Here is a 13,296-nt window from a genome sequence, read left to right on the forward strand (position 1 = left end):
GGAATCGGCCGAACGGGGCACGGACCGGTGGCGCGGAGGGACGGGCGCGGCTACTCGAACCGCGCCGCGAGCAGGACGACGTCCTCCCTGGACTGCGTCGTGTCCGCTCCGTCGGGCAGCACCGCGCGAAGGACGTGGTCGGCGACGGCGCCGGGGTCGTGGCGCAGGGCCTTGGGAACCCCCGCCGCGGCCGCGTGCAGCCGGGCGAAGGCGCGGTCGGTCGGGTCGCCGGTGCGGTGCAGCAGCCCGTCGGTGTACATCAGCACCGTCTCCCCCGGCTCCGCCTGGACCTCCACACTGGGCGCCTCCCAGCAGGCCAGCATGCCCAGGGGAGCGGATACCGACGTCTCGACGAACTCGGTGCGGCGCTCGCCGAGCAGCAGCGGCGGACTGTGCCCGGCGCCCGCCAGCGTGATCCGGCGCAGCGCGGGTTCGCAGTAGCCGAACAGGGCGGTGGCCGACCGGGCGGGTTCGGTGAGCCGGAGCAGCAGCTCCAGGTCCGACAGGACGGCGACGGGGTCCTCGCCCTCCATCACGGCGTACGCGCGCAGCGACGCCCGCAGCCGTCCCATCGCGGCGACCGCGCTGGGCCCCGACCCGGTGACGGAGCCCACGGTGAGTCCGAGCGCGGCGTCCGGCAGCGGCAGCGCGTCGTACCAGTCGCCGCCTCCGCGCGGGGACGTGCGGTGCCGCGCGGCGAGCTGGACGCCCGGGACCCGGGGGAGCCGGGAGGGCAGCAGCTCCTCGGCCATCGTGGCCATGCGCACACGTGTGCGCTCGAGTTCGAGGAGTCGCGCCAGGTACTCGGCGCCGTGGCGGACGTACAGGCCGACGAGGTGGCGCTGCCGCTCCGACGGCTCGGCCGGCTCGTCGTAGAGCCACACCGCGGCCCCCAGGCGCCCGGAGACCTCGGCGGTGAGGGGGAGGGTGAAGCTGGCCGCGTAGCCGAGGCGGGCGGCGACCTCGCGGTGCCGGGGGTCGAGCCCCTTCTCGGCGAACAGATCGGGCTCGGCGACGCCGTCGTCGGTACCGGGCAGCCCGTCGAGGATCCTGCCGTACGGCAGTGAGCCGCGCGGCACCGTCTCCAGGTGGCCGAGATCCGCGCGGGCCAGTCCCAGGCCGACGCTGGTGGCCGGGCCGAGACCGTCGGCGGGCTCCAGGGCGACGAGGCCGCGCCGCGCGCCCACCAGGGCGGCTCCCGCGCGGAGCAGTTCCCGGAGCGCCTCGTCGAGCGTGTCCGCGCGTGCCAGACGTTCGGTGAGCTCGTGCAGGGTCGTGAGGTCGGAGACCCAGCCGGCAAGGCGGTCCTGGAGCAGCGCGCCCGGCGCGTGCTGGGGGTTTGCCGCAGGGGTGGGGGAGGTACTCGCGACGGGCGCGACAGTGTGTGCGGGCGAGGGAACCGTTGAATCGATTCCGGCCACTTTCGGAGGGTGCGGGGCGTTCATGGTGTCCGGCTTTCCGACCGGTACGTACTGCTCAAAAGCATCGCAAACCCCCATGTCATTCTGCGTCGCCGGCAGTGTCTCCACATGTACACGTACTCGTGAGGAGATGTCCAGCATTGTCCTGCTGGGATTCCTGGTGTCCGTGAGACTGAAGGGAACTCCCGGCACACCTCTTGCCGAAATGTGAAGTTGGCTTGAAACTGCCTCAGGGGGAGGCTTATTGCGGTCGACTGGCCTTGCTCGACGGAGCGTCACAGCGGTCGTGATGGGTACGTACTCGGAGAAGGCCAGGGGTGGTTGGAAACCACTCGGGAACCTGGCGACGGACCCGGGCGTCTTAACCACCGACGACCGTGCCCCATCCTCCCGTGGCGGAGGCGGAGAGAAACACGCGCGACGGTAAACGCCAGACTTCGCCACCCCCACGCCACGCCCGTACTTCTGATACACGCAGTATGGGTGGAACGGCCGCGGAGGCAGCCCATGCTCGGCCCATAGGGGTTCCCCCTGCCCGGCGCGGGGGTGTGATGCGCCAACAGGTACGCACAGTGAAGTGATCGACACATGACGTGATCTGGACCCACGGTGTTGCCAGGCGTGCAACGGAAAGGAACGAGCGCTCATGCGCGAGATCCTCGGAAGGCGACGCAGGCTCCTGTCCCGGCGCGGCGACGAAGGGCCCGATCTGATCGGCGCGGCCCTGACCTTCGCCTCGGACTGGCAGTGGCCCGTACTCCCGGGCGTGGCGGTGGACCCGCAGGACCGGTCCCGCTGCGCCTGCCCCGACCCCGAGTGCACGGTGCCGGGTGCCCACCCGTTCGACCCCGGCCTCCTCGCCGCCACGACCGACGCGCGCATGGTGCGCTGGTGGTGGGGCAACCGGCCCACGGCGCCGATCGTCCTGGCCACCGGAGGCAACGCGCCCTGTGCGGTGTCCCTGCCCGCGGCGGCGGCCGCCCGCGCCCTCGGCGCGCTCGACCGGCGCGGTATGCGGCTCGGGCCGGTCGTCGCCGCGCCGGCCCGCTGGTCGATCCTGGTGCGGCCGTACTCCATGGAACAGCTGGGTGAGCTGCTGTACGCGAAGGACTTCGTGCCCGGCTCCCTCCGTTTCCACGGCGAGGGCGGCTACATCGCGCTGCCTCCGTCGCGGACCGCGCAGGGCGAGATCCACTGGGAGCGGGCGCCACTGCCCGGCTCGGCCTCGCCGTGGGTGCCGGACGTGGAGGCGGTGGTGGACGCCGTGGTCCACGCCCTGACCCGTACGGGCGTGAACGCGCCGGAGCTGTAGGCCGCGCGTCCCGCGCGACGCATATGCCCCACCGGGGGCACGGTCCACGGGCGGTATGCCCCCGGCCCGGTACCAACGACAAGCCGCTGAACCCCGCCGACGCCGGCGGGGTTCACGTCTGCGCGCGGCGGTCGATGCACGGCCCCGGGATCCGCCGTCACCGTGCTCCGGGGCAACTCGCCCATGGCAACGGGACGTCGGCGGTCGAACGCGTTCCGTGAACGGCGGGGGCATGCGAAGACCCGGTTGCTGGCGACGGGGGATGCACCAGCAACCGGGCTATGGGAACGGTAACAAGAGATCGGCGGTTCGCAAATTCGATCTCGGCGTTTCCGGTCACCGACTGGCTTGTCCGCGACGGGAGTTACGCATGAGTACGGTGGTGCGCGACAGGCCGGTTCCGCCGGCCGGGGAGCCGGCGGAACCCCGTCGCGGACCCCCGCCTCAGCTGAGCGTGACCTGGCGGTTCGTCAGCCCGCCGCGAGCGCGGCGCTCGTCGGCGGTCAGCGGCGCCTCCGTGGCCAGCGCGGCGGCGAGCCGCTCGGCGAACTCGGCCGCCGGCTTCTCCACGTCCTCGGCACCGACCGCGCTCGGCAGGTCCCATACCGGCACGGTGAGGCCGTGAGCGCGGAAGGAACCCACGAGACGGGTGCCCTCGCCGAGCGAGGAGCGTCCCGCCGCGTGCAGCCGTGCGAGAGCGTCCAGAAGCTGCTCCTCGGGGTACGGCATGACCCACCGCAGATGGTTCTTCTCCGGCGTCTCGCACCAGTACGCCGAGTCCACGCCCGTCAGCTTCACGGTCGGGATGGCCGCGGCGTTGGCCCGCTCCAGGGAGGCGGTGACGTCCGGCGTGGCGTTCTCCGGGTCCGGGACCCAGAACTCGAAGCCGCTGTGCACGACCGGCTCGAAAGCGCCCTCGGGGTCGAGCAGATCCTGCAGCCGGACACCGTCGGCGGGGGCGCGCCGGGACTGCACCGGCGTACCCGGGTCGGCGGTGAGCGCGCGCTGCAGGGTGTCGGCGAGGTCGCGGCTGATGTCGCCGGAGGAGGTGTCGTTCTGCAGGCCGAGCAGGACCGAACCGTCGTCGCGGCGCAGGGCGGGCCAGGCCATCGGCAGCACCGTGGCCAGCGTGACCGACGGGACGCCCTCGGGCAGGTCCTCCTTGAGCGTCAGTCCGACGGTGGCGGCCGGCACCAGCTCGCGCAGCGCCACCCAGTCGCACTCGCCCGGCAGGCCCTCGAACGGGCGGTGCACCAGCTCGGTCACCGCGTGCGCGGCCTCACGGCCGTGGCAGGCCTTGTAGCGGCGGCCGCTGCCGCACGGGCAGGGCTCGCGTGCGCCGACGACCGGGATCTGCCCGTCCGTGAGCTGCGGGCGCTTGGCCTTCGTCTGGGGTCGCTTCTTGGCCATCGTGGGTGTCTCCCGGTTACGGCTCGTCTCGTACGGGCGCGAGCCTAGCCGTTCACGCCACGGCCGACCGGAACCTGTGGACAACGTGCCGACCTGTGGACGGGGCGACCACCCCGGAGCGGGAGCCCGCCCTCAGCCCACGTCGTCGAAGACGTCCCCGAAGTCCAGCCCGGGCATACGGGAGACGGACGGAGCCGTCACGCGCGCTGCGAAGTCCTCGCGCCGACGCCCGGCGGCCCTGGCGTCCGGGTCGTACACGTCGTCGTGGACGACCACCCACACCGTGACCTCGCCCGGCACCTCGTCGCGTACACCCCAGTCGTCGGCCAGCGCCGTGATGATGTTCAGCCCCCGGCCGCCGTGCGCCGTGACCGACGGCGTGGCCGGCGCCGGGCGTGTCGGGCCGCCCCCGTCCGTGACCTCGACGACGAGCCGTCCGCGTGGATCCACCTGCCACGCGGCCCGTACGTCCCCGTCCCCGGCCAGGGCGTCGCCGAGCGGCCGGCCGTGCTTGCACGCGTTGCTCAGCAACTCGGACAGGATCAGTACGGCGTCGTCGATGACCGAGTCCGCCACCCCGCCGTCGCTCAGCTGCGTACGCATCCGGCGTCTTGCCTTCCCCACGCCCGCAGGGCCATGGGGCACGGCCATGCTCGACGACGTGGGCACCTCCTGTGCCACCACCAACGCCACCCCCGAGACCTCCTTCGCCCCACGCCACGGTGTGGATGCCCCATGGGCCCGAACCGGAAACCGGCCGATCCCCGGCCGATGACGCACTCGAAACGGCCGAACACGCACCGAACGCGCCGGAGCACACCCCGTAGCCATGTGGCTGGATCTCGTCGCAGTGGCCGAGATGTGAGGATGCGCCGGTTCCGGGCGCCGGGTCAAGACATGTGCGCGCTACGCGTGGGACGGGCGGGACGGATGGTGCGCCGCGCGGTCAGCGGCCGAGCTGATCGAGCACCGCGCGGGGACGGTTGGTGATGAGGGCGTCCACGCCGAGACGCACACAGAGGTCCACGTCCTCCGGCTCGTTCACGGTCCACACGTGCACCTGGTGGCCGGCCCGCTTGAGGCGCTCGATGTACGCGGGGTGGCTGCGCGCGATGCGGATCGAGGGTCCCGCGATCCGCACACCGGCGGGCAGCCTCCCGTCGCGCAGCCGCGGCGTGACGAACTGGGCAAGGTGGACCGTGGGCAGCGTCGGCGAGGCGGCGCGCACGCGGTGCAGCGACCGCGCGGAGAAGCTCATCACGCGCACCGGGGAGTCCTCCGCGGCGGCGGGCGCGTCGAGGCCGAACCGCTTGAGCAGGAGCAGCAGCCGCTCCTCGACCTGACCAGCCCACCGCGTGGGGTGCTTCGTCTCGATCGCCAGCTCGACCCGGCGCCCGGCGTCGGAGACCAGCCCCAGCAGCCGCTCCAGGGTGAGGACGGAGGTGGCCTCCCGGTCCTCCGGGCGGTGCTCCCAGTCGGGTTCCTCCACACGCGGCCCCCCGGCGGCGTCGCGGCTCTTCCAGGAGCCGAAGTCCAGGGCGGCCAGATCGGAGAGCTCGAGCGCCGACACGGCACCGCGCCCGTTGGACGTACGGTTGACGCGACGGTCGTGCACGCACACGAGGTGACCGTCGGCGGTCAGACGCACATCGCATTCGAGTGCGTCCGCACCGTCCTCGATCGCTTTGCGGTACGCGGCCAGGGTGTGCTCGGGGGCGTCCTCGGAGGCTCCGCGGTGTGCGACGACCTGGGGCGGGTGCTGTCGTGCGTGGGTCACCGCGTCATGGTGCCATCGCGCGCGGGCGGACGTTCGCCCGGAGTCGTGTGAACGGTGTCGCCGTCCGGTCGGAGGCATCGAGTGGCGTGCCTTACGTGAGTAATGCCCTATATAAAGAATGACTCCGGACCCACAGGAACGGCTTATGGTGCCCTGACGGCCCATGGGAAAAGCTGTCGTCATACAAAGAGACATGCACAGCTGTATCGCGCCGGCTCGTGGACGGGCGTGAACGAGCGTGACCGAGTGCGACCCAACAACAGCCGTGGACCGAGGAGAGAAGCTGTGAGCACCGAGAACGAGGGCACCGCGGTACCCCCGGCCCCGTCGGCACCGCCGCCCGCGCCGGTGGATGCTCCCGCTGCTTCGGCGTACCAGGGGCAGCCGGTCCCGGGAGCGGCTCCGGAACCGGGCCCCGCCGCGCAGAACGCCGATCACGGATACGGCACCGCTTCCCAGCCCCCGGTGGGCGAGCACGGCTGGGGCCGCCCGCTCGGCACGCACGGCGGACAGGAACCCACCCCTCCCCCCGCATCCTCCCCCGACGCCTCCTGGCCGCCGCCGGCGTACGGCGGCGGCGGGCACGGCGAGGGCGGCGGCTGGGGCTCCTCGTACCAGCAGCCGGCGCCGAAGAACGGCGGCGGGCGCGGCCGTACGGTCGCCGCGGTCCTGGTGGCCGCGCTGGTCGCGGGCGGCCTGGGCGGCGGTCTCGGCTACACGCTGGCCAAGGAGAACGACACCGACGGCTCGACGACCGTCTCGGCGTCCACCAGCGGCGGCAACGTGAAGCGTGACCCGGGCACGGTCGCCGGCGTCGCCGCCACGGCGCTGCCCAGCACGGTCACGATCGAGGCCGAGAGCAGCAGTGGCGAGGGCGGCACCGGCACCGGTTTCGTCTTCGACACCCAGGGCCACATCGTCACCAACAACCACGTGGTCGCGGACGCCGTCGACGGCGGCAAGGTCTCGGCGACCTTCCCGAACGGCAAGAAGTACGACGCGGAGGTGGTCGGCCACGCGCAGGGCTACGACGTGGCGGTCATCAAGCTGAACAACGCCCCCTCCGACCTGAAGCCGCTCACCCTCGGCAACTCCGACGACGTGGCGGTCGGCGACTCGACGATCGCGATCGGCGCGCCCTTCGGCCTGTCGAACACGGTGACGACGGGCATCATCAGCGCGAAGAACCGCCCGGTCGCCTCCAGTGACGGCTCCGGCAGCCAGGCCTCGTACATGAGCGCCCTGCAGACCGACGCGTCCATCAACCCGGGCAACTCCGGCGGCCCGCTGCTCGACGCCAAGGGCAACGTGATCGGCATCAACTCCGCGATCCAGTCCACCAGCAACGGCGGCTTCGGCACGGGACAGGCCGGCTCGATCGGCCTGGGCTTCGCCATCCCGATCAACCAGGCCAAGTACGTCGCCCAGGAACTGATCAAGACGGGCAAGCCGGTGTACGCCAAGATCGGCGCGTCCGTGTCCCTGGAGGACTCGACCGGCGGCGCGAAGATCACCGAGCAGGGCGCGGGCGGCTCCGAGCCGGTGGACCCGGGGGGCCCCGCCGACAAGGCGGGCCTGCAGCCCGGCGACGTCATCACCAAGCTCGACGACCGGGTCATCGACTCCGGCCCGACCCTGATCGGCGAGATCTGGACGCACAAGCCGGGCGACGAGGTCACGATCACCTACGAGCGCGACGGCAAGGAGCGCACCACGGAACTCACCCTGGGTTCCCGCGTGGGCGACAGCTGACCGCACCCGCGCACCCCGCACCCGTTACCCTGGTCCCCGCGCCGCCGATCACCGGCAGGCGCGGGGAGGCGTGCCCGAGCGGCCGAAGGGAACGGTCTTGAAAACCGTCGTGGCAGCGATGTCACCGTGGGTTCAAATCCCACCGCCTCCGCGCTGAGAGCAATGGAAACGGCCCCTGACCTGGTGATTCGGTCGGGGGCCGTTCTCGTGCCCGGCCCTGTGGCTCCCCGCTGTTCCCCGCGGTTTCCCGCTCGAACGGGCACGCAAGGGGCACGCTGGGGCACGTAGAGGGCACGCGCGGAGGGCTATCGAGAGATCGGGATCTCGTAGACGATCTCGCAGAGCGCGGCGGGTACGACGATGTCCGCGGTCTCCACGGGGCGACCCTGGTCGCTGTAGTACGTCCGCCGGATGTGCGTGACGAGCGCGCCCTTCTGGATGCCCAGGAGTGAGGCCTCCTCGGCGGTCGACTGCCTCGGCTCCGGCTGCTCCACGGCGTGGCTGACGGTGATGCCGATCTCCGACATGCGGTTCACGACCCCCGCCCCGGCGTGCGGCCCTCCCTCGGGGAGGACGACGAGTGTGCCGCCGGTGAGGTCGTACGGCTCCCAACTCGTCGACAGCTGCACCGGCCGGCCGTCAGCCAGGAACTCGTACGCGGTCCGCACGCACAGATCGTCTTCGGCGATACCGAGACGCGTGGCGATCTCCGCCGGCGCTGGCACCTTGGCCTCGGTCTTGCTCTCCCAGTCCCCTTGCCTGCCTACGGCCTTCATGTCGGCGCGGAACGGTGAGCCGCTGGGCTGTTCTCGCGCGGACGAACGGACTACGCGCACGCGCTGTCGGGGCTCGGCGACGTAGGTGCCGGAACCGGCGCGGCCTTCGAGCATGCCTTGGGAGATCAGCAACTCCTGTGCCCGGCGGACCACGTTGTCGCCGACGTCGTATTCCTGGCCGATCTGGGCGCGGGAGGGGAGTCGGTCCCCCGGTTCCCACTCGTGCTCCGCGATCCGCCGCCGTAGCTCGTCGGCGATGCGGAGATAGGGCGGTTGCTCAGACATATGGAAAATCTAGTCCACTAGCTCTAATCTAGTTAACTAGCTTCACTCAAAGTGATCGTCGCTAACCGGAGGGCTGCCCTGTGCCTGCTTCCAAGGAGCGCGCGGAGGCCATCGCCGCCCGGTTATCGGCCGTCGGGCTCGCCACGCGTGTGGAGGAGCGCGACGACTGCACGGCCATCGAGGCGGAAGTGCCGGAACCACTCTCCGCCGAGTCATGGCGGGAGGTCCTGGAAGCAGTGGCTACGGCCGACCGCTTCGGCCTCCTCGCCACCAGTTCGAATGACCGCACCCTCTGGGCGGTCGTACGCAAACGGTCCCTGCGACGGGCGATGTCGGGGGACCGGGTCATCAGCGATAGGGGCTGAATACCGTGCTCGATCGTATCCGCCGTACCGCCTCGCACCTCAGGGAGCGGTACCTCTACAAGGGTCGGCACCGCCGGTCTGTAACGCCTGTGCGGCCGGAGGTGCCGGCCTTTGAAGTGGCTCATGGTGCGGTGCTGTTCCTGCGCCGCCACCGCGAACACACGGGCGTTCTCGTGGGCGAGGAGACGGCGCTCGTCCGCCCGTACGTTCTGGCCAGTGAGGCCCGCGCACGGCACCGCTCGGCACCCGTGAGCAGCGCTCCCCTCGCTGGCTCTTGGTACGCCCCGGCAGGTGACCACTGATGCCGCCCCGCCAACAACTCCGCGCACCGGGGCCCGACTCCTACCGATCGGCCTCCTGCCGGATCGGGACGCACCACGCCTGTGCGGAGTCGTCCCCGGCCACCGCACCGGTCGACGTGCCGGTGATCTACGAAGCCTGCGACTGCTCGTGCCACACCATCGCCAATCGCCTGGCACGGACGGAGGCGGCACGGTGAAGGTAATGGCACCCAGTGGCGCGGTACTTTCCCCGGTCGAGATCACCTCGGCGAGCGTGCAGCGCGGCGACGTCATTCAGGTCGGGGGTCAGCAGTGTCGAGTGGCTGACCTCTTCCAGCTGCCTGGCGGAGCGAAGCGACTCGTCTTCGACTCGGGCGAGTTGCTGACCATCCACACGATGACACGGCTCGTCGCCCTGCGGCTCGTGCGAGTGAGGGGCGGTGATCCCACCCATGCCCTCGCGACGCGACACCATCGCCGATGACCTCCGGGACCGGATCGCTTCTGGTCGGCTCAAGCCCGGCGACCCCCTGCCCTCTGAGGCGCACTTGGCTGCGCAGTACAGGGTGAGCACATCGACGCTGCGGAACGCCCTCGCCGTGCTCCAGGCGGAAGGCCTCGTCGAAAAGGTCCACGGCAAGGGGAACTTCGTTCGCCGTCCGGTCCGCAGGATCACGTACGTGGGAGGGGCCCGGACACCGGACACCCTCGCCATGGACCTCGCACCCCTGAGCGTCACTGTCCGCATCAGTAAGGTCCGGGCCCGCGGGCATCTTGCGGCCTTGCTGAAGATGCCGACCGGCAGCCGTTTGACGGAGATCCTCTGTCTTGGCCATGAGGGCGGGAGGCCCCACAGCCTGGCTCGTATCTACGTCCCGTGCGACCTGGCGCCGGCCGCTCGCGAGTTACTCCCGTACGAGGCGGTGGTGACGCGATTGATGGAACTCCGCCCACCGCCGGTTGAAGTCCGGGAGGAGATCAGCGTTCGCCTCCCGACATCGGAGGAGGCATCCACTCTCCGGATCAGTTCCGCTCTGGCAGTCCTCGCTATCACCCGCCAGACGGCCGACACCGCCGGACGCGTGGTTGAGGCGGCCCTCCTGGTGCTGCCGGGGGACCGCGCCGACGCGGTGTTCACCACTCACCACATGCTCGACGAAAGGCCGGCGGAAGCATGACGACGTTCAACGAACTGCGACTCCTCCCCTGGACGGGCCCCGACGGCAAGCCGTGCTTCCTCAGCACCGATGACAACGGCGGCCACATGTCCCGCCTGGCGGACAACATGGAGTCCCTGCAACTCGGCATGGCCACGGACCTCCTGAACCAGGCATCAGAAACCCTCGCCGACGCCGAAACGGGACCGGACGAACTGCGACTCCTCGCGAGGGACCTGACCGGAGCCCTACGGGACACGCTCCGCGTCGCGACGAGTCGCGGTCACCGCCTCGATAGCCGGTCTACTGATCACCGGCTCCGCTGACCAGCGGGCCTGACGAAGCCCACGGCTCTGACCAGTTCAGATGCCGTGGGCTTCTGTCGTTGTCGGTCGACGTCGGCTGACCTCGTACGGCCCGGAGACGGCCCAGCTCTCTCGCCAGAGTAGACACTCAGCCAGCAGTCGTGGCGTGAGCTTCAGTCGCCCCCGAACCACAGATAACTGCCGGGAGTGGCTGCGCACTCACCCAGCATCCTCGCCAGGTCGTCCAACGCGGCGAGCTGACGCTCGTCGCCGCACTGTTGTTTCAGATCGCCAATCTCCTGAACGGCGGCTGCGGCCTCCTGCTCGTTCATCAACGTATCCCCGTACGGATCGACGGCAGTGAGCCGCCCTGGTACGCCGAGAAGCTGAAGCGAGCCGAGCGCATCGGCTAGGGCGTCACCATGCCCGTAGGAAGTCTGCAAGAGCGTCGCGCGCCAGGGCCTGCGCGCCGGCCGTGATGAGTGCAGCTCCAGATCAATCCCCATGCTCCATGATGCATGTGTCGAGCTGCTGTACAGCCACAACTGACCCCGGGCGGCCGTGACCTGCTGCCGCCTCACCGATGCAGCTGTTTTATGGTTCTGCCCCCGCCTGCCGATGCGCCGTGTCATCATGCCGCTCATGGATTGGAAACTGCTACTTGAATACATCAAGGTTTTCATATGGCCTAGCGTCGTCCTCGTCCTCGGCCTCGTGTTCAGGAAGCAGCTAGTCGGACTCGTTCAAAATATCGACTCAGTGGAAACGCCGATAGGTGGCGTCACTTTTCAAAGGCAAGCTGAGGCGGTGGCAGAAGAAGCGGCAGAAATTGAAGGCGAGATTGCTGCTGAAATCAGCGAGCCGACGCGTGGCGTTGACCAGACCGAACGACAGGAAGACGCAGACGTTGACGTTCGTAATGTGGTCGAAATAAGGCCCGAACGACTCCAGCGTGAACTTGCTAGCCTTCTCAAAGTTGCGCAGTCAGACCCCACCGCAGCCGTGCTAGGGGCATGGAAGGAACTTGAAGGAGCCCTGTCCGATGTAATTTCGCCTTCCAATGTTCGGCACACCGCAGGAGCCATGATCAGAAGGGTCGAGGTGCAAGGGATTCTTCCTGCGAGTCTTGCCCGTGTTGCCAATGACCTAAGAGCACTTCGTAATCGTGTGGTGCACGAGGGTGATGTGAGATTGACGACCGAAGGTGCGTCCTCTTATGTCACTGCTACGCAGAGTGTCATTGACGCACTATCTCTGGCGAGGACGCCCCAAGCCCGTGCCATCCGCTATGAGCAGGCAGTCTTGCGTGCATTCGTCGACCTCGGCTTTCCGATTCAGCAAGTCCACCGCGATGGAGATTTGGATTTTTTCGCGCATGTCGACGATAGGCAAGTTGGAATAGTCGTGAAGTATCGAGGTCAGGGCCGGTTCGAGCGATACGATCTAAAGCGTCTAGCAGAAAGGTTCCCTGTCTCGGTCGCGCCTGTACTGGTTGTTGTTAATGTCCCTCCGAGTGGTCCAGTCGTTGACTTCAACGCAGGAAATGGTGCGCTTCCGGATACGGCTATCCGTGAGGTTGTGCAGTGGAGAGACGGGCAGGATGAAACCCGCCTTGTGTACGCATTGCAAAGAGTGGCTAATTCCTGACTGTGCACTATTTAGGTCGGCGGAGCGGCTTTGGGCTGGAGCTGCTTTGGGGCGAGTGATCTTGGCCCCGTAAGCTGATGGCGAGTCGGGCAGTCTCTGGACCTGCCCGTTAAAGCACGACGTTGGGGCCAAGATCTTAGAGGCTCGCCCCAAAGTGGCTGCGTAAAGCCGCGGAGCCGGCCGCCCCAGCCACAGAGGGTGTCTCCCACTTCATGCCCGCAGACGCCGAGCGCGCCGCCGGGCGCGGCCAGCCGGGGCGCAGACAGGAGGCGGGCCGCGCCGCAGAGGCGGCGCGCACCCGCGCCGTGCGCGGGCCTTGATGAAGTAGGGAAAGTCTTATCCCGCTGGGATGAGCTGCTTGCCGTCGTGGCTCCGTACGTGGGGACCGTTGCCGTCCAAGGCGTCCAAGAGTCTGATCGCGTAGACCTCGGCCATGCGCTCGCTGACCTCCTCGGGTGTGAGCCAGGAGACGGCTGTCGACTCGTCAGAGGTGCGCTCGGTGCCGCCGGAGGGCTTGCAGCGGAAGACCAGGGCCACGATGCCGCGGGTCGTGTTCTTGTAGACGCCGGTGAGTTCGTCCACCTCGACGTGGATGCCGGTCTCCTCCCAGACCTCGCGGGCTACGCCGGCCTCCGGGGTCTCGTCGAGTTCCAGCACTCCGCCGGGGAGCTGCCATGTGCCGTTGTCGGCTCGGCGGATCGCCAGGAGGCGGCCGTCCTCGCGCACCACGACTCCGGCGACGGACACGGAGTGCAGGGGTGAGGCCGTTGCTTCCTGTGATTGACTCATGTACAGGAGCATAGGAGGC

At 69.4% G+C, this 13,296-nt stretch carries 13 protein-coding genes, 1 tRNA gene and 1 pseudogene; 8 read left to right on the forward strand and 7 right to left on the reverse strand.

What is annotated here, in order from left to right; translation table 11 throughout:
• Window positions 1–50: 50 nt before the first annotated feature.
• Window positions 51–1,562 (reverse strand): PP2C family protein-serine/threonine phosphatase, encoded by a 1,512-nt coding sequence (locus ACGFR9_RS22895; RefSeq protein ID WP_393211619.1) that lies wholly within the window; start codon window positions 1,560–1,562, stop codon window positions 51–53.
• 505 nt (window positions 1,563–2,067) lie between these two features.
• Between ACGFR9_RS22895 and ACGFR9_RS22900 the strand changes: the two genes are divergently transcribed.
• Window positions 2,068–2,733 carry a bifunctional DNA primase/polymerase gene (locus tag ACGFR9_RS22900; RefSeq protein WP_393211622.1) on the forward strand — a complete coding sequence of 222 codons (666 nt, stop codon included), beginning with the start codon at window positions 2,068–2,070 and terminating at the stop codon, window positions 2,731–2,733.
• A gap of 444 nt (window positions 2,734–3,177) precedes the next feature.
• Here the strand turns inward: ACGFR9_RS22900 and ACGFR9_RS22905 are convergent, their stop codons facing one another.
• The 3 genes from ACGFR9_RS22905 to ACGFR9_RS22915 all read right to left on the reverse strand — a co-directional run bounded on the left by ACGFR9_RS22905 (window position 3,178) and on the right by ACGFR9_RS22915 (window position 5,920).
• The gene (locus ACGFR9_RS22905) at window positions 3,178–4,143 is read right to left on the reverse strand and encodes a DUF5926 family protein (RefSeq protein WP_393211625.1); all 966 of its coding nucleotides are present in this window, start codon (window positions 4,141–4,143) and stop codon (window positions 3,178–3,180) included.
• A gap of 132 nt (window positions 4,144–4,275) precedes the next feature.
• Window positions 4,276–4,923: an ATP-binding protein gene (locus ACGFR9_RS22910; protein ID WP_393211628.1), complete on the reverse strand. Its 648-nt coding sequence runs from the start codon at window positions 4,921–4,923 to the stop codon at window positions 4,276–4,278.
• Window positions 4,924–5,089: 166 nt separating this feature from the next.
• Window positions 5,090–5,920: a glycerophosphodiester phosphodiesterase gene (locus ACGFR9_RS22915; protein ID WP_393211631.1), complete on the reverse strand. Its 831-nt coding sequence runs from the start codon at window positions 5,918–5,920 to the stop codon at window positions 5,090–5,092.
• Between the two features lie 285 nt (window positions 5,921–6,205).
• On the opposite strand from ACGFR9_RS22915, the gene ACGFR9_RS22920 reads away from it, so the two are divergent.
• Window positions 6,206–7,672: a S1C family serine protease gene (locus tag ACGFR9_RS22920; RefSeq protein ID WP_393211634.1), complete on the forward strand. Its 1,467-nt coding sequence runs from the start codon at window positions 6,206–6,208 to the stop codon at window positions 7,670–7,672.
• A gap of 64 nt (window positions 7,673–7,736) precedes the next feature.
• Window positions 7,737–7,823: transfer RNA gene (locus ACGFR9_RS22925), tRNA-Ser, on the forward strand.
• 154 nt (window positions 7,824–7,977) lie between these two features.
• On the opposite strand, the gene ACGFR9_RS22930 is transcribed toward ACGFR9_RS22925, so the two are convergent.
• Window positions 7,978–8,733 carry a GntR family transcriptional regulator gene (locus tag ACGFR9_RS22930; protein WP_393211637.1) on the reverse strand — a complete coding sequence of 252 codons (756 nt, stop codon included), beginning with the start codon at window positions 8,731–8,733 and terminating at the stop codon, window positions 7,978–7,980.
• Window positions 8,734–8,813: 80 nt separating this feature from the next.
• Here ACGFR9_RS22930 and ACGFR9_RS22935 point away from each other — a divergent pair.
• The 4 genes and pseudogenes from ACGFR9_RS22935 to ACGFR9_RS22950 all read left to right on the forward strand — a co-directional run bounded on the left by ACGFR9_RS22935 (window position 8,814) and on the right by ACGFR9_RS22950 (window position 10,862).
• A pseudogene (locus ACGFR9_RS22935) lies at window positions 8,814–9,091 on the forward strand (hypothetical protein).
• A gap of 511 nt (window positions 9,092–9,602) precedes the next feature.
• The gene (locus ACGFR9_RS22940) at window positions 9,603–9,863 is read left to right on the forward strand and encodes a hypothetical protein (RefSeq protein ID WP_393211640.1); all 261 of its coding nucleotides are present in this window, start codon (window positions 9,603–9,605) and stop codon (window positions 9,861–9,863) included.
• On the forward strand, window positions 9,832–10,557 hold the full coding sequence (locus ACGFR9_RS22945) for a GntR family transcriptional regulator (protein ID WP_393211643.1): 726 nt from the start codon (window positions 9,832–9,834) through the stop codon (window positions 10,555–10,557). The genes ACGFR9_RS22940 and ACGFR9_RS22945 overlap by 32 nt, the downstream gene beginning before the upstream one ends.
• Window positions 10,554–10,862 (forward strand): hypothetical protein, encoded by a 309-nt coding sequence (locus tag ACGFR9_RS22950; RefSeq protein WP_393211646.1) that lies wholly within the window; start codon window positions 10,554–10,556, stop codon window positions 10,860–10,862. Before ACGFR9_RS22945 ends, ACGFR9_RS22950 begins: the two co-directional genes overlap by 4 nt.
• A 152-nt stretch (window positions 10,863–11,014) precedes the next feature.
• Here ACGFR9_RS22950 and ACGFR9_RS22955 read toward each other — a convergent pair whose 3' ends face one another.
• A complete protein-coding gene (locus ACGFR9_RS22955) occupies window positions 11,015–11,485 on the reverse strand; it encodes a hypothetical protein (RefSeq protein WP_393211649.1) in 471 nt (156 codons plus the stop codon).
• On the opposite strand from ACGFR9_RS22955, the gene ACGFR9_RS22960 reads away from it, so the two are divergent.
• The gene (locus tag ACGFR9_RS22960) at window positions 11,484–12,488 is read left to right on the forward strand and encodes a hypothetical protein (protein WP_393211652.1); all 1,005 of its coding nucleotides are present in this window, start codon (window positions 11,484–11,486) and stop codon (window positions 12,486–12,488) included. The genes ACGFR9_RS22955 and ACGFR9_RS22960 overlap by 2 nt on opposite strands.
• A 336-nt stretch (window positions 12,489–12,824) precedes the next feature.
• On the opposite strand, the gene ACGFR9_RS22965 is transcribed toward ACGFR9_RS22960, so the two are convergent.
• Window positions 12,825–13,289: an NUDIX hydrolase gene (locus ACGFR9_RS22965; protein WP_393211655.1), complete on the reverse strand. Its 465-nt coding sequence runs from the start codon at window positions 13,287–13,289 to the stop codon at window positions 12,825–12,827.
• Window positions 13,290–13,296 lie beyond the last annotated feature (7 nt).

It is taken from the genome of Streptomyces sp. NPDC048584, from assembly GCF_043199595.1.
Classification (GTDB): Bacteria; Actinomycetota; Actinomycetes; order Streptomycetales; family Streptomycetaceae; genus Streptomyces; species Streptomyces edwardsiae.

Excerpts from the sequence above, each read along its gene's own strand:
- ACGFR9_RS22895 (WP_393211619.1), bottom strand. The coding sequence starts at position 1,562 with ATGCTGGACATCTCCTCACGAGTACGTGTACATGTGGAGACACTGCCG.
- ACGFR9_RS22900 (WP_393211622.1), top strand. The coding sequence starts at position 2,068 with ATGCGCGAGATCCTCGGAAGGCGACGCAGGCTCCTGTCCCGGCGCGGC.
- ACGFR9_RS22905 (WP_393211625.1), bottom strand. The coding sequence starts at position 4,143 with ATGGCCAAGAAGCGACCCCAGACGAAGGCCAAGCGCCCGCAGCTCACG.
- ACGFR9_RS22930 (WP_393211637.1), bottom strand. The coding sequence starts at position 8,733 with ATGTCTGAGCAACCGCCCTATCTCCGCATCGCCGACGAGCTACGGCGG.
- ACGFR9_RS22940 (WP_393211640.1), top strand. The coding sequence starts at position 9,603 with ATGGCACCCAGTGGCGCGGTACTTTCCCCGGTCGAGATCACCTCGGCG.
- ACGFR9_RS22945 (WP_393211643.1), top strand. The coding sequence starts at position 9,832 with ATGCCCTCGCGACGCGACACCATCGCCGATGACCTCCGGGACCGGATC.
- ACGFR9_RS22950 (WP_393211646.1), top strand. The coding sequence starts at position 10,554 with ATGACGACGTTCAACGAACTGCGACTCCTCCCCTGGACGGGCCCCGAC.
- ACGFR9_RS22960 (WP_393211652.1), top strand. The coding sequence starts at position 11,484 with ATGGATTGGAAACTGCTACTTGAATACATCAAGGTTTTCATATGGCCT.
- ACGFR9_RS22955 (WP_393211649.1), bottom strand. The coding sequence starts at position 11,485 with ATGAGCGGCATGATGACACGGCGCATCGGCAGGCGGGGGCAGAACCAT.
- ACGFR9_RS22965 (WP_393211655.1), bottom strand. The coding sequence starts at position 13,289 with ATGCTCCTGTACATGAGTCAATCACAGGAAGCAACGGCCTCACCCCTG.